The following is a 19,190-nucleotide window of genomic DNA, read 5'->3' as shown; positions in this document are numbered from 1 at the left end:
GCGCGCCCCTGGCACCGATCTTTCCCGCATGGACGCACCGCATCGAGGATTCCCACCCAGATGAGCACCACGTCCCAACCCGCCGTACCCGCCAGCGATGGCGCCGCCCTGCGGCGTTCCATCTCCAACACCCTCAAAGGCTCCGCCGGCAACCTGGTGGAGTGGTACGACGTCTACGTGTACTCGGTGTTCGCCGTGTACTTCGAATCGCAGTTCTTCTCGCCTGAAGACAAGAACTCCACCATGTACGTGTGGGCGATCTTCGCCGCGACCTTCCTGATGCGCCCGATCGGCGCATGGTTCTTCGGCCGCTTCGCCGACCGCCATGGCCGTCGCCTGGCGTTGACCGTGTCGGTCACGCTGATGGCCTTCTGCTCGTTCATCATCGCCATCACCCCCACCGCTGCCAGCATCGGCATCTGGGCGGCGATCATCCTGCTGTTCGCGCGTCTGCTGCAGGGCTTCGCCACCGGTGGCGAGTACGGTGCCAGCGCCACGTACATGTCCGAGGCCGCCATCCCCGGCCGCCGCGGCTTCCTGTCCTCCTTCCACTACGTCACCCTGGTGGGCGGCCACGTGCTGGCCCAGCTGACCCTGTTCGTGATGCTGACGTTCTGGGCCAAGCCGGAAATCTCCGAGTGGGGCTGGCGCATCGCCTTCGGCATCGGTGGCATCGCCGCCGTGGTGGTGTTCTGGCTGCGCCGTGGCATGGACGAATCGCTGTCGGAATCCTCCATCGAAGCCGCGCGCGAGGGCAAGGACAAGAAGTCCGGCTCGATGTACGAACTGTTCGTGCACCAGTGGCGTCCGCTGCTGCTGTGCTTCCTGATCACCGCCGGTGGCACCATCGCCTTCTACACCTACTCGGTGAACGGCCCGAAGATGATCCAGAGTGCGTTCGCCGGCAACGATCCGATGACCGGCACGCTGATCAACCTGGGTGTGCTGGCCTTCCTGATGGTGTTGCAGCCGGTGGGCGGCTGGCTGTCTGACATCATCGGCCGCAAGAGCCTGCTGGTGTTCTTCGGCGTGGGCGGCGTGCTGTACAGCTGGTACCTGATCACCCAGCTGCCGCACCAGCACGATGCCACCTTCGCCTTCCTTACCCTGGCACTGGGCTTTGTCATCCTCACCGGCTACACCTCCATCAATGCCGTGGTGAAGGCAGAACTGTTCCCCACCCACATCCGTGCGCTGGGCGTGGGCTTCGGCTATGCATTGGCCAACTCGCTGTTCGGCGGCACCGCGCCGCTGCTGTACCAGGGCGCATTGAAGACCGGCCACGTGGACTGGTTTGCCATCTACGTCACCGCGACGATCGCGGTATCGTTGGTGGTCTATGTGTTCTTCCTCACCAACAAGGGCCCCAACTGGCTCGACGGCACCCGCAAGTAAGCGCGCCGTAGTGATCGCGGCCACCGGTGCAATGCCGGTGGCCGCCGCTTCTCCTGCCACGCCGCTGGTGTGGCTTGCACTGGGTCTGGGCGCAGCAACCCTGCTGGCATGGCTGATCCGCCGGCCCGGCGCCCAGGCGAGTTGGCCACGTATCGGCTTCGGTATTGCATTGCTGGCGTTCTGCGCTGCGCTGGTGTTGCAGCTGGCAGTGGATCTGGGCAGCGGTACCAGCACCCTGCATCTGCGTCTGAGCCGGGGTAGCAATCCTGCACCGGGGGCCGGCCTGCGCACGATGGCGGTGTGTTACGTGGCCGCGCTTGTGGCCGCCGGCTGGGGTTCTTGGAAGCTGCTGCGGAAGACGTGGTAATGCCGGCCGCTGGCCGGCATCTGCGCATCCCTTCGGAAGGTTCATGAGGTTGCCGGCCAGCGGCGGCATTACCGCGCGTTCAGAGGTTGCCCGCCAGCGGCCAGCATTGCCTTGCGCTTAGAAGTTGCCGACCAACGGCCGGCACTATCGTTTACCGGCGGGCGGCTTCGCTCTTCTCGCGGGTGCCGTGGAATTCCGATTCCTTTTCCCACTGCGGCCAGCGACGGCTGTTGGCCAGCTCTGCGCCCAGGTCGTAGACCAGCAGGGTATCGGCCGCGTGACCCGCCGGATCCCAGCTCGGCGTCCACGCATCGCAGGCCTGGTGGTAGCAGTCGGCGAAGTACTTCTCGCGCAGCGCGCGGCCAGCTTCGACACCGCCGTCCAGCTTGTCCAGGCCCGGGCCGATGGTGATCGCCGGCACGCCCAGGCGGGCGAAGGCGAAGTGGTCGGCACGGTAGAAGAAGCCGGCTTCCAGATTCGGGTCCGGGCTGTAGCTGCGGCCACGGGCCTTGGCCACGCGTTCCAGGTCGCCTTCCAGCGACACCCGGCCCTTGCCCCACGACGCGATGTCACGGGTGGCACCATCCGGGCTGAACATCTCGATGTTCAGTACCGCAGCGGTCTTGTCCAGCGGCGCCAGCGGGTGCGCAGCGTAGTAGCTGGCGCCCAGCAGGCCCTTCTCTTCAGCGGTCAGCGCGACGAAGTACAGGGTGCGCTGCGGCTGCGGGCCAGCGGCGAACACTCGGCCCAGTTCCAGTACGGTGGCCACACCGGTGGCGTTGTCGATCGCACCGCGGCGGATGCGGTCGCCCTTGGCGTCGGCCTGGCCAATACCGAAGGCATCCCAGTGCGCCGAGAAGATCACCGCCTCATCGGCGTGCTCGCCGCCGGGCAGCTTGGCCACCACGTTGCGGGTCACCACCTGCTCGCGCTTGAGCGCGAAATCGACGCTCAGCTTGGCGTTGTCCAGCGCGACCGGACGGAAGTCCGCGCTCATCGCCTTGCGCTTCTCGGCATCGAAATCCAGGCCGGCGTCGGCGAAGATCTGTTCGGCCAGCTCCCGCTGCATCCAACCGCGCAGCGGCGTGTGCTGGGCCATCGCTTCAGCCTGGCCGCGCTCGATATCGAACAGCGGCGAGGTGCCCGAACTCTTCACCGTAGCCCAGCCATAGGCGGCCGGTGCGGTCTCGTGCACGATCAGCACGCCTTCAGCACCTCGGCGTGCGGCTTCCTCGAACTTGTAGGTCCAGCGGCCGTAGTAGGTCACCGCCTTGCCATCGAATGCACCCGGCGCATCCGCTTCAAAATCGGCGTCGTTGATCAACATCACGGCGATCTTGCCGTGCAGGTCCACGTCCTTGTAGTCGTTCCAGTGGCGCTCGGGCGCGTCGATGCCGTAGCCGACGAACACCAGCGGCGCATCCTTGATCTGCACGCGCTTGCGCGGCTGCAGGCTCTGCAGGGTCACGTCCACGCCATTGGCCAGCGCCCGCTTGCCGCCCTTCAGGGCAAGACTGGCCTTGGCCGGGCCATCCAGCTGCGCGCGCACCAGCGGCACCGGCTGCACCCAGCTGCCGTCCACACCACCCGGCTGCAGCCCGTAGCTGCGGAACTGCTCGATCAGGTACTGCACGGTGCGTTCTTCGCCTTCGGTGGCCGGTGCACGGCCTTCGAATTCGTCCGATGCCAGTACGCGCACATGACGCGACAGCGCCTGCGGATCGATGCCGCCGCCGGGCAGGTCATTGGCCGCATGGGCCAGGCCACCGACGAACAGGCAGGACGACAGCAGCAACACGCGCATCGGGTTCACGGCAGTACCACGGCTAGCTTGGGAATAGCCAGAGTGTAACGTGACAGTGCAATGACGGCGCGGGTCGCGCCCGGCGTCATTCACGCGTGGCGTGGATCTACCGCGACGCGCGGTCCAGCCAGCAGGCCAGGCCCTGTGCGTTGAGTTCGATATCCATCGCCAGCACCTCGGTCACTGCGGCCTGGTCCAGCGCGCAGCCATGCTGCTGTGCACGCTCCAGGTACAGCGCCTGCAGCGCGGCCAGCAGGCAGCGATGACGGTCGGGGCGGCCGTCGCACTGGCGGCCGATTGCCGCCATCGCATCGATCTGTTCGAACAGATCCTCGGCCAGCTTTTCGACCTGTTCGACACGACCGTAGTGGGTCAGGTACATCGCCTGTGGTGCGTAGCCGAGCATGCGTTGGATCGACGCCCTCATCGCGTCCGGGTCGAACTGCACCGGCGATGAGGTGGGGAAGATGAAAGCGCCCTGCGCACTGTCCAGTTCGCGGTAGGAGATGCCAAAGGTATCGCCGGTGAACCAGCTGCGGCTGCGCGCATCCCACACGCAGTAGTGGTGCAGCGCATGGCCCGGGGTATGCAGCAGCACCAGCTCGCGGCCTGCCAGGTCGATGCGCTGGCCGTCGTCAGCCACCAGCACGCGATGCTCGGGAATCGCTTCGATGCGGCCATAGCTGCGCGCGATTTCCTCGGCCCCATAGACGGCGGTGGCACCGGCGATCAGCCGGGTCGGATCGATCATGTGCGGCGCGCCGCGCGGATGCAGCACCGCACGCGCATTCGGCAGCTGCTGCATCAGCAGGCCAGCGCCGCCGGCATGATCCAGATGCACATGGGTCAGCAGCAGCCAGTCCACCGCCTCCACGCCCAGCCCGTTGTCGGTCAAGGCCTGCAGCATCGCCGGCACCGACAGGCCGGTACCGCAGTCGACGAACGCGGCACGGCCATTTTCGATGATCAGGTAAGCGGCATCGAAATCAGGCCGTTGGAAATCGGTATCGATGGTGTGGATGCTGGGATCGGCGGTCATTGACGCGCACCTGGCAGGATCGGGAACAGAGGCCCATGGTAGGCGCGCCGGCATGGCGTGATCGATGCGGCTTTGGTCGGAGGGGGCAATTCTGTAGAGCCGAGCCCACGCTCGGCCGCCCTTCTGCCAGACATCAGCCGAGCATGGGCTCGGCTCTACATAGGGCACACGCGGGGCGCTACATCAGAGGCGCAACCAGCGCGGGCGCAGCAACAGGGCCATAACCAGCACCGCCAGGAACGCGCCATAGGCATACAGCACCGCCAGCACCTGCGGCCAGATCGGTCCGGCGCCCGGCTGTACCAGACCGATGTGGTGGCCCCACAGCATCGCCACGATGCTCAGCGCGAGCGCCAGCGCCAGGGTAGTGCCATCGAACAGGCGCCGCCGCGCGGTACGCGGCTGGCGCGGGAACAGCCAGTACAGGCTGCCCAGCAGAATGAACCAGGGCAGGAACAGCAGCAGCGACAACCAGGCCATCGCAGACTCCATGTCATCGCGCCTGAGGCGCGCGGACATCATGCCATGGCCGCAATGCACTGTAGAGCCGAGCCGATGCTCGGCTGCTTTTCCGCCAAGCCGAGCGTGGGCTCGGCTCTACAAAGGTGGTGCAGGTCAGGCCGCTTCGCGCAGCACGGCCAGCGCCGCCAGCACCGCATCGACCTCGGCTTCCAGCTTGAACAGCTCGCTCTGCAGCTGGTCGCCCTGCTCGGCCTGCTTCAGCACCGCGATCAGCTGGCCGGCATCGCGCGGCGAGTCGAAGCCTTCGCTCTGGATCAGCAGCGTGCCGTCGCCTGCGGTCAGCTTGAAGTAGAAACGGCCATCCTTCTCGCGGTACTGCTTGAACAGCGGCGGCGCGGCGCGGGCTTCACCGGCATCTTCGCTGGCGATGTCACCGGCATCGGACAGATCACGCAGGCCGACCGCATGGCGCAGCTCTTCAAGCAGCGGTGCCGCCAGCTGCTCACGCAGCTGCTGGCCACGGCGCTTGAGCAGCGCTTCGATCTTTTCCGGCTCGGCCATCAGCGCGTTGTAGCGCTCGCGCAGCGGCGACAGTTCGCTGTCGATGCGCTCGAACAGCTGCTGCTTGGCATCGCCCCAGCTGATGCCGTCGGCGAAGGCCTTGGCGAATGCGGCGGTCTGTTCCGGGGTGGCGAACGCCTGGTACATCTGGAACAGCGCCGAACCTTCGGTGTCCTTCGGCTCGCCCGGTGCACGCGAGTCGGTCAGGATCGAGAACACCAGTTTCTTCAGCTCTTCGCGCGGCACGAACAGCGGAATGGTGTTGTGGTAACTCTTGCTCATCTTGCGGCCATCCAGGCCCGCCAGCGTTGCCACCTGCTCGTCGATCACCACGTCCGGCAGCGGGAAATACTCCTTGCCGTACACATGGTTGAAGCGCTGGGCGAAGTCGCGCGCCATCTCGATGTGCTGGATCTGGTCACGGCCCACCGGCACCTGGTTGGCCTTGAAGATCAGGATGTCGGCGGCCATCAGCACCGGGTACATGAACAGGCCGGCGCTGACACCTGCGTCCTCGTCCTGGCCTTCCTCACGGTTCTTGTCCACCGCCGCCTTGTAGGCATGGGCGCGGTTGAGGATGCCCTTGCTGGCGATGGCGGTCAGGAACCACATCAGCTCGGTGGTCTCGCGGATGTCGCTCTGGCGGTAGAACCACACGTGTTCCGGGTCCAGGCCACAGGCCAGCCAGCTGGCGGCGATCTCCAGGGTCGCGCGCTGGGTGCGCTGCGGGTCCTGCGACTTGATCAGGCTGTGCAGATCGGCCAGGAAGAAGAAGCTCTCGATATCCGGCGCGCGGCTGGCCGCGATGGCCGGGCGGATGGCGCCAACGTAGTTGCCCAGGTGGGGCGTGCCGGAGGGGGTGATGCCGGTAAGGACTCGGGTCGTCATGACTGCGTACGGAAACCTTCTATGAACGGAGCCAGTTTACCGTGCACACGGTCAACCCCGTCAGGGCCCCCGGCACGTTCATTCACCCAACCCCGCTGGAGACGCCCAATGAAACGCCTGCTGCCCCTGCTGCTGATCCTGCCCCTGGCCGGCTTCCGCCCGGCCCCGCTGCCCCCGCCGATGCCGCAGGACGGCCCGGTGCGCGTGGCCCTGGTCGACCGCGACCGCGGCACCGAGCTGCGCAGCTACCCGGCCGATGGCCAGCGCTGGGTGGCCGGTGAGCGCGGCCACCGCTATGCAGTGCGCCTGTACAACGACAGCCCGCGCCGGGTGCTGGTGGTGCTGTCGGTGGACGGGGTCAACGCCATCTCCGGCGAAGATGCCGATCCCTCGCAGACCGGCTACGTGCTCAACCCCGGCCAGCGCGCGGACATCACCGGCTGGCGCAAGACCCAGGACGAAGTGGCGCAGTTCGTCTTCAGCAGCCCCAGCGGCAGCTACGCCAGCCGCACCGGCCGCCCCGACAACGTCGGCGTGGTTGGCGTAGCGGTGTTCGAAGAGGCGCGCCGCTGGTACCCGCGTCCGCAGCCGATCCTGCGTGATCGCGCCGGGCCGGCGCCGGAGGCGGCCGAAGCCTCGGCGGCCGCCGATGCCAGTGCCAGCCGCATCGAAGGTTACTCGGCCAAGTCGCAGGCACCTGCGCTGGGCACCGGCCACGGTGCACGTGAGAGTTCCTCGGTGCGCGATACCGATTTCGAACGCGCCACCCGCAGCCCGGCACAGGTGCTGCAGCTGCGCTACGACAGCGCCCGCAACCTGCGCGCACGCGGCATCCTGCTCGATTCGCCCTCGCGCCTGGACCGCCAGCCGCAGGCGTTCCCCAACCGCTACGTGCCCGACCCGCCGGCACGTTGATCGCCGCACAGCACAACGCCCGCACCTCCCGGCGCGGGCGTTGTCTGTGGGGGCAGAACGTGGGCGTGCGTCGCCCGGTTACTTGTAGTCCGGATAGTCCTTGCTCACGCTGTCCTGGAAGTCGCGGACTTCTTTCTCAGCGCGGTCCTTGGCCCAGCCATAGCGTTCCTGCAGGCGACCCGCCAGATATTCGGCATTGCCCTCGGCCACATCGAAATCGTCGTTGGTCAGATCGCCCCACTTCGCCTGGGCCTTGCCCTTGAGCTGGGACCACTTGCCGGAAATGATGTCTTTGTTCATTGCTGAGGCTTCCTTGGAATGCAACGGCGTTGTTACCGTGGCTGCAGCATCGCGCAGTGGACGTTGAAGCACGGTCAACCGGCCATGAAAACGCTGCTCACCTGCTTGAATGGTTCACTCAACCCCATGCTCCGCGCGTTTCCATATAATTCATGAACTCATCTTCAGATGAAATCACCCCCATGGAGAGACTGATGCGGAGCGTTGCCGAAAAGGATTCTGCTGTCCTGAAGAAATTCAACGACGAACTTGCGACGATGGTGCGCAGCCAACCTCTGCAGCAGGTCGATGAGGCATCCAGGCCTTTGCTCCAAGTCATCGCATATCACCTGATCTTTGAGTTCCTCATCGAAAAGTGGATTGACTATGCGGTCAATGACGGAAATTCGGTGTTCCGCGGAATAGAGAAAATTGGTTTCCACAACAAGCTCTATCTCGCCAAGAATCTGGGATTCCCCAAGGATCTTTTCCAGATCCTTGATCAGATCAACAACGAGCGCAATCAGCTTGCCCACAAGATCGACAGGAAGCCTTGGGCCACAAAGGATCTAATGAAGCTGGGCGAGCAAGCCGACAAGCTTGGCAGCCCGGGGTCGAAGCTTGCCGAACTTCGTCTCTCCAATGGGAAGTCGATTGCCTCTGGGGACGCGCTGACTGAGAGCGAACTGCTGTATCTGGTTCTCACCGCAATTTACGGAAAACTCCACAATTTCGTTTTCACTGATATCCACAACAGACGGTCATCCCCACTTCACTGACGGCACCTCACATCACCTGCGCACAAAAAAGGCCGGGAAGATCCCGGCCTTTTCCGTACTGCGCACCACCTCAGGCTCAGTTGCCCTTGGCGGCATCCTCAACCTTCTCACCAGCCTTCTGCACGTCCTTGCCGGCACCGGCAACGGTGTTGCAACCGGCCAGCAGGGCCACCGAGAACATCGACAACAGCATCAGGGCAACTACGCGCTTCATGGGCTTCTCCTTGGGTTTGCCGCTACACCGCTCAATCACGGGGTTCGGTTGTATTGATCGGGGCGGCAGGCTGGTTGAAGCCAACACTGCCGCGTGAGGTGCAATCTGGCGGCAGGGGCGTGGAGCGCGTGTGAACGGTTCGTCCAACCGTTCAGGCAAGACCCTCTCAATCGCGCATCAGGGTCGACTTTCCGAACAGGCTTTCCACCAGATCCACGGCCAGTTCGGCGGTGCTGTTGTGGTTGTCCAGCAGCGGATTGAGTTCGACGATATCCAGCGAGCCCATGCGGCCACTGTCGGCGATCATCTCCATCACCAGCTGCGCTTCGCGGTAGTTCACCCCGCCCGGCACCGTGGTGCCCACACCCGGGGCGATGCTCGGGTCGAGGAAATCGACATCGAAGCTGACGTGCAGGTGGGTGTTCTCATCGATGCCGGCCAGCGCCGCTTCCACGGTGCGCTTCATGCCGTTCTCATCGATGTAGCGCATGTCGTAGACATCGACCTTGTGGGTCTTGATCAGGCGCTTCTCTTCCGGGTCCACCGAACGGATGCCGATCTGGTGCATCTGCGAGGGCTTGATGGCCGGCGAGGTGCCACCCAGCTTGGTCAGCGCATCCGGGCCAAGGCCGCACAGGCAGGCCACCGGCATGCCGTGGATGTTGCCCGACGGGGTCACATCGCTGGTGTTGAAATCCGAGTGCGCATCCAGCCACAGCACGCGCAGGTCCTTGCCCTGCTCGCGGCACCAGCGCGCGACTGCAGTGATCGAACCGATGCCCAGGCAGTGGTCGCCACCGAGCATGATCGGCATGCGCCCGGCCTGCAGCTCGGCATAGCTGGCTTCCATCAACGCGTGGTTCCACGCCACCACTTCGTCCAGGTGACGATAGCCCTGCACCGGCGCGGTCCACGGGTTGCGTGGGCCGTCCAGGTTGCCGAGGTCGCGCACGTCCACGCCACGCGCTTCCAGTGCTTCAGGCAGGCCAGCCACGCGCAGGGCTTCCGGCCCCAGCCGGGCGCCGCGATGGCCCGCCCCGATGTCGGTGGGGACGCCGATCAGGGTAACGGCGGGATGATGGGCCATGGGTGCCTCCTGCGAACGAAAAAGAAGCACAGTCTAGCCAGACGCATGTGACACCACTCGCGGCGGTGCAGCAGGATCACCCACGGGCTGTGCCGGCCGCTGGCCGGCAACCATTCTGCCTTCAGGGTTCGCGGAGTTTGCCGGCCAACAGCCGGCACCACCCCATCGTGATCAACGATGACGTATCGGCGTCAGGCTCTGCACCTGGCCGTTGTTGCGCATCATGCACAGGAAGCGGCCCTCGGGATAATCGATGATCAGTTCCTGGTAATCGGTTCCGACCGGTACTTGGGTCACGAGCGTGCCCTGCGCGCCTTTGCTTGCGTTGCACGCACCGAGCGCGGTATCACCCGCTGGCGCGTTGGCTGCGGCCTTGGACATGTTGCGGAACGTCGCACGGCAGCCACCGTTGACCCACACCGAATGCCGCGACAGGCCCCAGTTGCTGCCCTGCTCGCAACGGGTACGGCTGAGCTGGCGCACGACCTCCACAGTGCCACGCGTGTCCATGTCACAGGACACCTGGCGCTGGTCGGTGGATTCGCAGGTCACTTCCCGTGGCAGCGCCGCATTGTCATTGCGATCCTGATCCCGGTGGTGCCTGCCCCCTTCTGCGGCCGCAGGCGTACCGCCGCCGCTGACCTGGCAGATGCCGTTGGCACCACCGCGCCCGGTGTAGCTGACCTGCGGCGCACCGTCATCGCCGGTGCTGATCGAAAGCGTGGTGCCGCTGTTGGCATCGCGCGCCTCGAAGTAGCGATCGTTGAAGCGCTTGAGTGTGGCCTCGCGGCCCTGCACGTAGACCGGCCCGCCTTCGTCGGCGTGCACGTCGATGCCACCCGGGCAACTGGCGTTGAAGAACGGCACGGCGGCCATCGCCGGTGCTGCGAAGGCGCTGGCGAGCAGCGCGACGGTCAACGACAGGCGGTGGCGGCGCATGGTCGGCTTCCTGGCAAAAGATGTGCGGTGGGCACCAGTATGGGGGCTGCCGGAGTCGCTCTGTCGTGAGGAACATCAAGCCACCGATCACCGGCTGCAGACCGCCGCCAGCGGGCCAGCGCTATCATCGGGGTATCACACGGACGTCCGGTACACACGCATGACCGCCCTGCCCTTCGACCACGCGCAACAGCTGCTGCTGGCGCTGCAGCAACGCATCCATGCCTTCACCCTGGACAGCGCGGCCGAGCATGAACTGGACATCCAGGATCCGGCAGACCCGCTGTGGGCGGCGCTGCAGGAACGGGTGACCGTGGCGCCGTTGTACGGCGGCCTGCACGTGGAGTTCTTCGGCAACCCATGGGAGGAGCCGTTCGCGTGGACGCTGGCCTGCCTGTCCGATCAGCGCGTGGCCGATGCGATCATGTCGCTGTCGTTCACCGGCCCGGATGAAGGAGCCAACGGCACGCGTGAGTGGGAGTTCACTGCCCTGCTGGACAGCGATGTGCGTTTCCCGCGCCTGCGCTCGTTGTCGATCTCCCCCACCGAACCGGCCGACCACAACATGTCGCTGGTGCAGCGCGCGGGCACCATCATGGAAGAAGACGGCGAGATCGCCCGCTTCGTTTCCAAAGCCCCGTATCTGAGCGAACTGGTGGTGCCGAATGCACCTGACGCCGCGTTCTTCGAGGTGCCGCTGCCACACCTGCACAGCCTGCGCATCGGCGGTGGCTCTGACACCCAGCGCTTCATCGACAACCTCGTCGCATCACGCAACCTGCCTGCGTTGGGCCTGCTGGATTTCAGCGAATCGACGGAGCTGCAGTTCACCTGGGCCGACGCGCGCGAGCCTGATGCGGTCACGCCTTTCGCGGTCTATGAGCGCTTGTTCGCCAGCGACGCCTTCGATGCGCTGCACACCTTCCGGCTGCGCAACAGCGCGCTGGCGCTGGAACAGCTGCAGTCACTGCAGGTTATGCGCCCACGGTTGTCGTTCATGGTCATCCAGGCAGCAACGGGGGGCTATGTCAGTCATTTCGCCAAGGATGGGTTTCCGTGGCGGCACCTGGTGCCGGGTGATCCGGGGCAGCGTTGATCGGACACGAACAGTGCCAATTCACGCCACCTTCTTCACCTTCTTCGAAGTGGTCTTGCCTGAATTGGCTTTGGGCTTCGCCTTGACTGGCTTGCCGTTGCTGTCGACCGGCACCAGGCTGAGACGGAACCCAAGCGATCTGGCCAGCTTGCTGAGGTTGCCCATGGTTGGGTTTCCTTCTCCACGCAGCATCTTGTAGAGCGTTTCGCGGGCGATCCCCGTAGTGCGTGCAAGATCTGAGATGTTTCGTGCTCTCGCCACGATACCCAGTACGGACGCGATGAAGGCCGAGTCATCGGGAGCCTCTTCCAGCGCGGCTTCGATGAAAAAAGCGATGTCTTCTTCATCGCGCAGGTGTTCAGCAGCGTCCCAATCGTGCAGCTGTACTTTGTTGTTCATGACGGTCTGCCTCATCTTCTGTCGCGTATACGCTGCGGCTACTTGGTCAAAGCAGGCTGGCGAGCTTGCGGGCCTGCTCGATGTCGCGTGACTGGCTGTCTTTGTCGCCGCCGCACAGCAGGATGTAGGTAATTCCAGCGCGCTGCGTGTAATAGATGCGGTATCCCGGGCCGGAGTCGATTTTCAGTTCGGCGATACCGCCGGCGAGCACCCGGTGCTTGCCGGGATTACCCAGCGCCAGCCGTGTAATGCGTACAGCGACGCGCTGACGGCCCTGCTTGTCACGCAGACCGTTGAGCCAACTGTTGAACTCAGTGGTTGTCTGAATTCTCGCCACATGTCCACTATAATGGACACATGCGATGATCGCAACTCATGTGGGGAACGCCACTGGACTGCTTGCACTGATCGTGGTCAGTGGATGGTGCCGCTTATCCGAATCGAACGGATGACCTACTGTTTACAAGACAGTTGCTCTACCAACTGAGCTAAAGCGGCATGGGGTGAAACGCCGACGGCAGCGCCGTGGTTTGGGAATTCTAGCGCAGTCGCGTGCATTCCAGCGACCGTTGCTGCGCGGCACCGCTGCGCTGCTGCGCCTGGGCCGGTTCGGCGGCAGCCGACAGCTGCCCTTCCAGCCACCATTGGCCCGCATCACCACTGGCCACCAGACGCGGCTGGAAGCCGGCGGCCTGTACTGCGGCCATGCGCCGTTCGGCGCCCTCGCGGTTGCGGTACTGGCCCAGCGCAATGGCGTTGGTCTCGTCGCCCTGGCTGATGATGTAGTAGTCGCTGAGGCCGGCGGCGACGATGCGCTTGACTGTGGCCTGCGCGTCATCGCGGCTGGCGGCGGCGGGCAGCAGCACGCGGTAACGGGCGCTGCCGCTGGCGGCGGGCTGCTCGCGCAGGCGCACCTGGCTCAGCAGGTTGCCCGCACGGCTTTGTGCGGCGGTGGCGGCGGCACGGTCGGGGAACGGGCCCAGTGCCAGGCAGCGCGGCGGTGCAGGCGGGGCTGCGGGCTTCTCGGCCACCGGTCCCGGCGCTGGCTTGGCGATGGCGGCGACCGGTTCGGGCGCCTTCGCCGGTTCGGCGGGTTTGCTGACCGATGTCGGAGTCGGAGTCGCCGCTGCCGGCGCAGGTGCAGCAGCCACTGCGGTAGCCGGCGCGGCCTCACGCTCCACCAATGCTTCTGTGGGTGCCGCTGCAGAGACCTGCGCGGCCACGGCCGCATCGGTCCCGCCGGGCAGCCAACGCAGTTCGGCCACGCCGGTCGGGTGCGGTGGCAACGGCGCGCGCGCGGGCTCATCGCGCAGCAGCCACCAGGTGGCGACACCAAGATTGAGGATCGCCAGCACGACGATCAGGGCACGGGTCAGCATGCGCCGATACTAGCCTGCGGGCTGGTGCACCGCCCAGCGGGCGAGGCCATCCAGCACCAGCGACGGGTGGTAGTCGGCGCCGTCCAGCAGCGGCATCAATGCCGGCGCGCCACCGCCATGCACCAGCAGCGACGGCATCACGCCCAGCAGCGCCTGCGCTTGGCGGGCACTGCGTTCGACCAATGCAACGGCGGCACCATCGCAGCCGGACGCCAACGCATCAGCGGTGTCGTTGGCGAATTCGCTGTAGTCACCACCGCTGGCCGGCAACTGCACCGCGCGCGCGTGCAATGCCTCGCGCATGGTGGTCGGCGAGGCGGAAATGCGTCCGCCGTGATGCTGACCATCGGCATCAAGCAGGTCGATGGTCAGGGCGGTGCCGACACCGACCACCAGCACCGGCCGTTGCGCCTTTGCGGCGGCAAGCAGGGCCAGGAAACGGTCGACACCGAATTTTTCCGGCTTGGCGTAGGCAATGCGTACGCCTGCACACTGGGCGCTGGTGCGCACCACATGCACGTGCTCGAAGCGGCGCTGCAGCTGATCCAGCATTGCGCTGGTCAGCGACGGCGCGGCGACGCTGGCGACAAACGCGGTTTCACCACTGGGCAGGCTGTGCGGCGGTTGCCCGGCCATGCCTTCGGCGCCATGTGCCCAGGCCTGTACGTCGCCGGCGCGGTCGCCATGCAAGGGGGCAAACTTGAAACGCGAATTGCCCAGGTCGAACAACCAGTCGCTCATGCTTTTCTCACACTGACTTCGCCGGCATGCAGCAGGCGCTCGCGGCCATCGATGTCAACGCGCAGCGCGCCATCGTCGGCCAGGCCGAGCGCGGTACCGTGCTGCCACTGTCCATCCAGCTGCACGCGCACTTCGCGACCGGCCAGCATGTCGAACGCTGCATAGCGCGGCAGGAACGGCGCCAGCCCCTCGCGATCGAATTCTTCCAGCGCCGGCAGCAGGCGTGCCAGCACCGCGGCCACCACCGTGTTGCGATCCACCGATGCGCCGGCCAGCGTGTCCAGGTCCACCCAGGGCTGGGTGATCTGTTCGGCGAAGGCCGGCGGCATGTGTACGTTGATGCCGATACCGATCACTGCGCGCGCCGGGCCGGCGTACTCGCCACCGCCCTCGGCCAGCAGGCCGACCAGCTTGCGGCCATCCACCAGCACGTCGTTTGGCCATTTCAGCTGTGCCTGCGCGTAGCCCAGGTCGTGCAGCGCTTCGGCCACGGCGACGCCGGCGACCAGGCTCAGGCCGGCCAGTCGGCCCAGGCCACCCTCGAACAGACGCAGCACCGACAGATACACATGCGCGGCCAACGGCGAGGCCCAGGTGCGGCCACGACGGCCACGGCCACCGGTCTGGCGCTCGGCCAGCAGGACGCTGACACCGCGCTGGGGCGCGCTGCACCGCAGCAATTCGGCGTTGGTGGAGTCCACCGTCCAGGCCACCTGCAGGTCGTGCAGCAGCGCGGCGGCGTCCTTGGGCAGGCCGGCGCGGATGGTCTTGGCCTCCAGCAGGTCGACCGGCCGGGTCAGCCCGTAGCCCTCGCCCGCGCGCCCTTCCACCTCGACACCGGCGGCCCTAAGCCCTTGAATACGCTTCCAAATGGCGGCCCGGGTCTGGCCCAGCTCACGGGCCAGGGCGTCGCCGGACAGGCGACCGGCAGCGAGTTTGGCCAGCAGTTGGCGATCGTCCACGGCAGCTTCCACAAGGTCAGAACGGAATTATGCGGGAAAGCCGCCAGCGACGCCCGCCAGGCCCGGTTCCGGCGGGCTTCCAATCTGGCGCCGGGTTCGGGCTAGAATCGAGAGCTCACCCTCCCTTAACGTGGATGTCGTCAATGCGCCGTTACGCCCATTGCCTGATCCTGCTGACGATGCCCTTCGCGGCGTCTGCCACAGCAGCGCTTGATGACAGCCGTGGCGCCTGCGTCTACTCGGCGAGCGATGCGGCTTCGCAGCGCACACCGACCAGCACGCCGGCCGCAGCTGCCGCCAAGCCGGCACCGGTACGCCCTGCCGCCACCACCAGCAGCGGTGGCGGCGGTGACGACGATGTACTGCAGCGCATCCGCGCGCCGAAGTGGCACAGCTACCTGCCGGGTATGTTCCGCTGATCAAGACGTTGCTGCAGTGGTTGCGGCCCGTGCCGCGGCCGATTGAAGACGCACACTGGAATGACGCCTGCCACCGCGCAGCGTGGTTGCGCGGCCTGGACGACGAACGGCGTACACGCCTGCGCGCGCTGACCACGCGCTTCCTGCATGAGAAGACCATCTCCCCGATCGGCGAACTGCAGCTGCAGCCGGCCGATGGCGTGCTGCTGGCCGCACTGTGCTGCCTGCCGCTGCTGGAGTTCGGCGAAGTAGGGTTGGAGGGCTGGTCGCAGCTGATCGTCTACCCCGATGCGTTCCGCGTGCATCGCAGCCACATGGATGCCGCCGGCGTACTGCATGAGTGGGATGACGAGCTGATCGGCGAGTCGTGGGACAGCGGTCCGTTGATTCTTTCGTGGGCCGATGTGCAGGCCGACCTGGCTGCACCGCATGAGGGTTACTGCGTGGCCGTGCATGAGATGGTGCACAAGCTGGATGGGCTGGACGGTGCGATGGACGGCACGCCGCCGTTGCCGCGTGCGTGGCAACGCGAGTGGGCTGCGGACTTCCAGAAATCGTACGACGCGTTCTGTGCGCAGGTGGATGCAGGCGTGGAAACGCTGATCGATCCGTATGCGGCGGAAGCACCAGAAGAGTTCTTCGCGGTGGCCAGCGAGTACCACTTCTCTGCGCCGGATCTGCTGGCCGAAGCGTTGCCGGAAGTGGCTGCGCATCTCAAGCGGTTCTACGGCGAGCCGCCGAAGATCGAAATACGGTAGTGCCGGCCGCTGGCCGGCAGCCTGGCGATGCCACCGAAGATCATGAGGTTGCCGGCCAGCGGCCGGCACTACCGATTGCGGAGGCTTACGGCCCCGGCGGCAGCTGCACTTCGAAACGGGCGCCGCCCAGTTCACTGGAACGGGACACCTGCAGCTCGCCGCGGTAATCCTTGATCAGGTCCTGCACGATCGACAGACCGATGCCGTGGCCCTGCACGCGCTCGTCGCCGCGCACGCCACGCTGCAGCACCTTGCCGATGTCTTCCGGGGCGATGCCCGGGCCATCGTCATCCACCGCCAGCAGCAGACCGGCGCGACGCGCGTTCGGCGCTGGCAGCGGCTGCGCGGTCAGCAGCACGCGGCGCTTAGCCCACTTGAATGCGTTCTCCAGCAGGTTGCCCAGCAGTTCCTGCAGGTCACCCGGTTCGCCGTGGAAGCGCGCGGCCGGGTCGATGTCGAATTCGCACAGCACGCCCTTCGACGCATAGACCTTCTCCAGGCCGCGCACGATTTCCTCGGCATTGGATTCGATCGGCAGCGGTGCCGAGAACAGCTTGTGGCCCGACGAAGCCGCACGTGCCAGCTGGTAGGACACCAGGTTGTTCATGCGCTGCAGCTGCACGTCCAGTTCTTCGCGCAGCGCGCCATCACCGGCTCCACTGTCCATCTGCGTGCGCAGCACCGCGATCGGCGTCTTCAGGCTGTGCGCCAGGTCCGCCAGGGTATTGCGCTGGCGCTCGAGGTTCTCACGCTCGCCCTCGATGAAGGCATTGATGCTGTCGGTCAACGGCTCCAGCTCGCGCGGGTGGCGCTCGCTCATGCGCTCGGTCTCGCCGCGCTGGACCTTGGTCAGCTCGGTGATCACCCGCCGCAACGGACGCAGGCTCCACTGCAGGATGACCGTCTGCAGCAGCAGCAGGATCAGGCCGATGCCGCCCAGGTAGAACCAGACCCGGCTGCGGAACACGCGCAGCTGCGCACCCAGCGCGCGCGAGTCTTCCATCACGTAGATGGTGTACGGGAATTCGGTCGCCGGGTCGGCGTCGGCATCCCACACCAGGCCCAGGCCATAGCGGTACACCGAGCCCTGGCTGCCGTCGATCTGGATCATCGGCAGCGGGCCTTCGAACACTTCCTGGCGCGGGGCCAGCAGGCCGCCGCCGACGGTGGGCAGCATCGGGCCTTCGGCGGACATTGAATTGCCCTTGCCGTCGGGCATCACCACCTGCAGGTACAGGCCGCTGCCGGGCACGTCGAAACGCGGATCCGGCGGCTGCTCGCGGATGTACAGCGAGCGGTCGCGGGTGAAGTCGATGCCGGCCGCGTAGGAGGTGGCGTAGTTCTTCAGGCGCTCACGCAGGTTCGCCTTCGCCGTATCGGCGAAGGCGGCATCGAGCGCGTAACCGGCCAGGGCCAGGAACGCGACCAGACCCACGGACGCGGCGAACATCTGGCGCGCCTGCAGAGAGCGCGGCCGCCAGCGTCGGAAGAACCACAGACGGCCGGACATCGTTTATCGCCTGCTGAAGGCCTCAGCCCTCGTTGCGCGGAATCGCGAAACGGTAGCCACGACCGCGCACGGTCTCGATCGGCTTCAGTTCACCATCCGGGTCCAGCTTCTTGCGCAGGCGGCCGATGAACACTTCCAGCACGTTCGAGTCACGATCGAAGTCCTGCTGGTAGATGTGCTCGGTGAGGTCGGCCTTGGAGACCAGTTCACCGGCATGCATCATCAGGTACTCCAGCACCTTGTACTCGTAGCTGGTGAGGTCGACATTGCTGCCGGCCACGCTGACGGTCTGCGCTGCCAGGTCCAGGGCGACCGGGCCGCATTCCAGGGTCGGCTTGCTCCAGCCTGCAGCGCGGCGCAGCAGCGCGTTGACGCGGGCCAGCAGCTCTTCCACATGGAACGGCTTGACCAGGTAATCGTCGGCGCCCTGCTTCAGGCCCTCGACCTTGTCCTGCCAGCTCGAACGCGCGGTCAGGATCAGCACCGGGAACTTCTTGCCTTCGTCGCGCAGGGCCTTGATCAGCTCCATGCCCGACATCTTGGGCAGGCCAAGGTCGATGATGCCGACGTCGAACGGTACTTCGCGGCCCATGTACAGGCCTTCTTCGCCGTCCTGCGCTGCATCGACGGCAAAACCTTCGCGCTTGAGCCGGGCTGCCAGGGTCTCACGCAGCGGGGCTTCGTCTTCGACCAGAAGGATACGCATGAACTCTCCCTAGTGTGCTGGGTGCGGCCCGGAGGCCTGTGGGTACGGGTTGATAGCGACAACTATCCCTGTTCAGGGGTTATCGCCGCGTAGTGATGACATATCCGACCGCGGCGTGCGCGGTTGTGAACGTGCCGGGGCGGGGTCGTCCATGTAGCGGACCCGACCGCGGTCGTCCATGTATTTGACCCGGTTGATGTCACGACCATCGAACGGCACCCGCTCGGCGCCCAGGATGTGGCCACCGGTGGTGCGCTGCACGCGGCGCACGGCATCGGACAGCGAACGCTCGTTGTTGGCCGCACGGCCACCACGCTCCATCATTTCAGCGCGCCCCTGCTCCCGCTGCGGGTCCTGCGCCAGCGCCGAAGACAGCGGGGCAGCCGCCAGGACCACGCAGGTGGCCAGGGCAAAACAGCGGTGGAAGGGAGCGGAAGACATCGATGCGATCCTAGCCGAGCACGGCGATTCGTTCAAAAGTCGTAAATCCG

The 19,190-nt window shown here is 65.8% G+C and carries 23 protein-coding genes and 1 tRNA gene; 7 read left to right on the top strand and 17 right to left on the bottom strand.

The genetic code is table 11. The features are described 5' to 3' along the window. Positions 1–60: 60 nt before the first annotated feature. Both QOL57_RS21040 and QOL57_RS21035 read left to right on the top strand, forming a co-directional pair. The gene (locus QOL57_RS21040) at positions 61–1,395 is read left to right on the top strand and encodes an MFS transporter (protein ID WP_089241415.1); all 1,335 of its coding nucleotides are present in this window, start codon (positions 61–63) and stop codon (positions 1,393–1,395) included. A gap of 31 nt (positions 1,396–1,426) precedes the next feature. Continuing rightward, on the top strand, positions 1,427–1,762 hold the full coding sequence (locus QOL57_RS21035; protein WP_089242002.1) for a hypothetical protein: 336 nt from the start codon (positions 1,427–1,429) through the stop codon (positions 1,760–1,762). Positions 1,763–1,913: 151 nt separating this feature from the next. On the opposite strand, the gene QOL57_RS21030 is transcribed toward QOL57_RS21035, so the two are convergent. The 4 genes from QOL57_RS21030 to QOL57_RS21015 form a co-directional block, all read right to left on the bottom strand. Next, positions 1,914–3,566, bottom strand: a complete 1,653-nt coding sequence (locus tag QOL57_RS21030) for a M28 family metallopeptidase (RefSeq protein WP_089241417.1) — start codon at positions 3,564–3,566, stop codon at positions 1,914–1,916. 106 nt (positions 3,567–3,672) lie between these two features. Continuing rightward, a complete protein-coding gene (locus tag QOL57_RS21025; protein ID WP_089241419.1) occupies positions 3,673–4,605 on the bottom strand; it encodes an MBL fold metallo-hydrolase in 933 nt (310 codons plus the stop codon). Positions 4,606–4,788: 183 nt separating this feature from the next. Continuing rightward, on the bottom strand, positions 4,789–5,085 hold the full coding sequence (locus QOL57_RS21020) for a hypothetical protein (RefSeq protein ID WP_089241421.1): 297 nt from the start codon (positions 5,083–5,085) through the stop codon (positions 4,789–4,791). Positions 5,086–5,220: 135 nt separating this feature from the next. Further along, complete coding sequence (locus QOL57_RS21015) at positions 5,221–6,516, bottom strand: tryptophan--tRNA ligase (protein ID WP_089241424.1); 1,296 nt, start codon at positions 6,514–6,516, stop codon at positions 5,221–5,223. A gap of 108 nt (positions 6,517–6,624) precedes the next feature. Here QOL57_RS21015 and QOL57_RS21010 point away from each other — a divergent pair, with 108 nt between their 5' ends. Next, positions 6,625–7,431, top strand: coding sequence for a hypothetical protein (locus QOL57_RS21010; protein ID WP_089241426.1), 807 nt, complete (start codon positions 6,625–6,627; stop codon positions 7,429–7,431). A 78-nt stretch (positions 7,432–7,509) separates the two neighbouring features. Here QOL57_RS21010 and QOL57_RS21005 read toward each other — a convergent pair whose 3' ends face one another. Continuing rightward, positions 7,510–7,731: a CsbD family protein gene (locus tag QOL57_RS21005; RefSeq protein WP_089241428.1), complete on the bottom strand. Its 222-nt coding sequence runs from the start codon at positions 7,729–7,731 to the stop codon at positions 7,510–7,512. A 194-nt stretch (positions 7,732–7,925) separates the two neighbouring features. On the opposite strand from QOL57_RS21005, the gene QOL57_RS21000 reads away from it, so the two are divergent. Continuing rightward, positions 7,926–8,489 carry a hypothetical protein gene (locus tag QOL57_RS21000; RefSeq protein WP_141134271.1) on the top strand — a complete coding sequence of 188 codons (564 nt, stop codon included), beginning with the start codon at positions 7,926–7,928 and terminating at the stop codon, positions 8,487–8,489. Positions 8,490–8,565: 76 nt separating this feature from the next. On the opposite strand, the gene QOL57_RS20995 is transcribed toward QOL57_RS21000, so the two are convergent. From QOL57_RS20995 to QOL57_RS20985, 3 genes are all read right to left on the bottom strand, one after another. Then, positions 8,566–8,703: an entericidin A/B family lipoprotein gene (locus QOL57_RS20995; RefSeq protein ID WP_019661832.1), complete on the bottom strand. Its 138-nt coding sequence runs from the start codon at positions 8,701–8,703 to the stop codon at positions 8,566–8,568. Positions 8,704–8,869: 166 nt separating this feature from the next. After that, positions 8,870–9,790, bottom strand: coding sequence for an arginase (rocF, locus tag QOL57_RS20990; protein WP_089241432.1), 921 nt, complete (start codon positions 9,788–9,790; stop codon positions 8,870–8,872). Positions 9,791–9,961: 171 nt separating this feature from the next. Further along, a complete protein-coding gene (locus tag QOL57_RS20985; RefSeq protein ID WP_089241434.1) occupies positions 9,962–10,729 on the bottom strand; it encodes a DUF3011 domain-containing protein in 768 nt (255 codons plus the stop codon). Positions 10,730–10,889: 160 nt separating this feature from the next. Here QOL57_RS20985 and QOL57_RS20980 point away from each other — a divergent pair, with 160 nt between their 5' ends. After that, entirely contained in the window at positions 10,890–11,825 is a 936-nt protein-coding gene (locus QOL57_RS20980) for a hypothetical protein (protein WP_089241436.1), read from the top strand. 21 nt (positions 11,826–11,846) lie between these two features. Here the strand turns inward: QOL57_RS20980 and QOL57_RS20975 are convergent, their stop codons facing one another. The 6 genes from QOL57_RS20975 to birA form a co-directional block, all read right to left on the bottom strand. After that, complete coding sequence (locus tag QOL57_RS20975; RefSeq protein WP_089241438.1) at positions 11,847–12,224, bottom strand: addiction module antidote protein; 378 nt, start codon at positions 12,222–12,224, stop codon at positions 11,847–11,849. Between the two features lie 46 nt (positions 12,225–12,270). Then, positions 12,271–12,561: a type II toxin-antitoxin system RelE/ParE family toxin gene (locus tag QOL57_RS20970; protein ID WP_089241440.1), complete on the bottom strand. Its 291-nt coding sequence runs from the start codon at positions 12,559–12,561 to the stop codon at positions 12,271–12,273. 85 nt (positions 12,562–12,646) lie between these two features. Then, positions 12,647–12,722 (bottom strand) — tRNA-Thr (locus QOL57_RS20965). 41 nt (positions 12,723–12,763) lie between these two features. Next, a complete protein-coding gene (locus QOL57_RS20960) occupies positions 12,764–13,603 on the bottom strand; it encodes an SPOR domain-containing protein (RefSeq protein WP_089241442.1) in 840 nt (279 codons plus the stop codon). A gap of 9 nt (positions 13,604–13,612) precedes the next feature. Further along, positions 13,613–14,344 carry a type III pantothenate kinase gene (locus QOL57_RS20955; protein WP_089241444.1) on the bottom strand — a complete coding sequence of 244 codons (732 nt, stop codon included), beginning with the start codon at positions 14,342–14,344 and terminating at the stop codon, positions 13,613–13,615. After that, complete coding sequence (gene birA, locus QOL57_RS20950; protein WP_089242004.1) at positions 14,341–15,306, bottom strand: bifunctional biotin--[acetyl-CoA-carboxylase] ligase/biotin operon repressor BirA; 966 nt, start codon at positions 15,304–15,306, stop codon at positions 14,341–14,343. Before birA ends, QOL57_RS20955 begins: the two co-directional genes overlap by 4 nt. Before the next feature lie 143 nt (positions 15,307–15,449). Between birA and QOL57_RS20945 the strand changes: the two genes are divergently transcribed. Both QOL57_RS20945 and QOL57_RS20940 read left to right on the top strand, forming a co-directional pair. Continuing rightward, positions 15,450–15,725, top strand: coding sequence for a hypothetical protein (locus tag QOL57_RS20945; RefSeq protein WP_089241446.1), 276 nt, complete (start codon positions 15,450–15,452; stop codon positions 15,723–15,725). Then, positions 15,692–16,483 carry a M90 family metallopeptidase gene (locus tag QOL57_RS20940; protein ID WP_165376019.1) on the top strand — a complete coding sequence of 264 codons (792 nt, stop codon included), beginning with the start codon at positions 15,692–15,694 and terminating at the stop codon, positions 16,481–16,483. The genes QOL57_RS20945 and QOL57_RS20940 overlap by 34 nt, the downstream gene beginning before the upstream one ends. Before the next feature lie 85 nt (positions 16,484–16,568). Here QOL57_RS20940 and QOL57_RS20935 read toward each other — a convergent pair whose 3' ends face one another. The 3 genes from QOL57_RS20935 to QOL57_RS20925 form a co-directional block, all read right to left on the bottom strand. Next, on the bottom strand, positions 16,569–17,993 hold the full coding sequence (locus QOL57_RS20935) for a sensor histidine kinase (RefSeq protein ID WP_089241450.1): 1,425 nt from the start codon (positions 17,991–17,993) through the stop codon (positions 16,569–16,571). Positions 17,994–18,015: 22 nt separating this feature from the next. Then, positions 18,016–18,699, bottom strand: a complete 684-nt coding sequence (locus tag QOL57_RS20930) for a response regulator transcription factor (protein WP_004136763.1) — start codon at positions 18,697–18,699, stop codon at positions 18,016–18,018. Positions 18,700–18,771: 72 nt separating this feature from the next. Beyond that, positions 18,772–19,140: a hypothetical protein gene (locus QOL57_RS20925; RefSeq protein WP_089241452.1), complete on the bottom strand. Its 369-nt coding sequence runs from the start codon at positions 19,138–19,140 to the stop codon at positions 18,772–18,774. Positions 19,141–19,190 lie beyond the last annotated feature (50 nt).

The organism is Stenotrophomonas sp. yr243 (genome assembly GCF_900184195.1).
Lineage (GTDB): Bacteria > Pseudomonadota > Gammaproteobacteria > Xanthomonadales > Xanthomonadaceae > Stenotrophomonas > Stenotrophomonas lactitubi.
The sequence above is the reverse complement of the archived record's forward strand: the minus strand, read 5'-3'. Positions and strand labels throughout refer to the sequence as shown.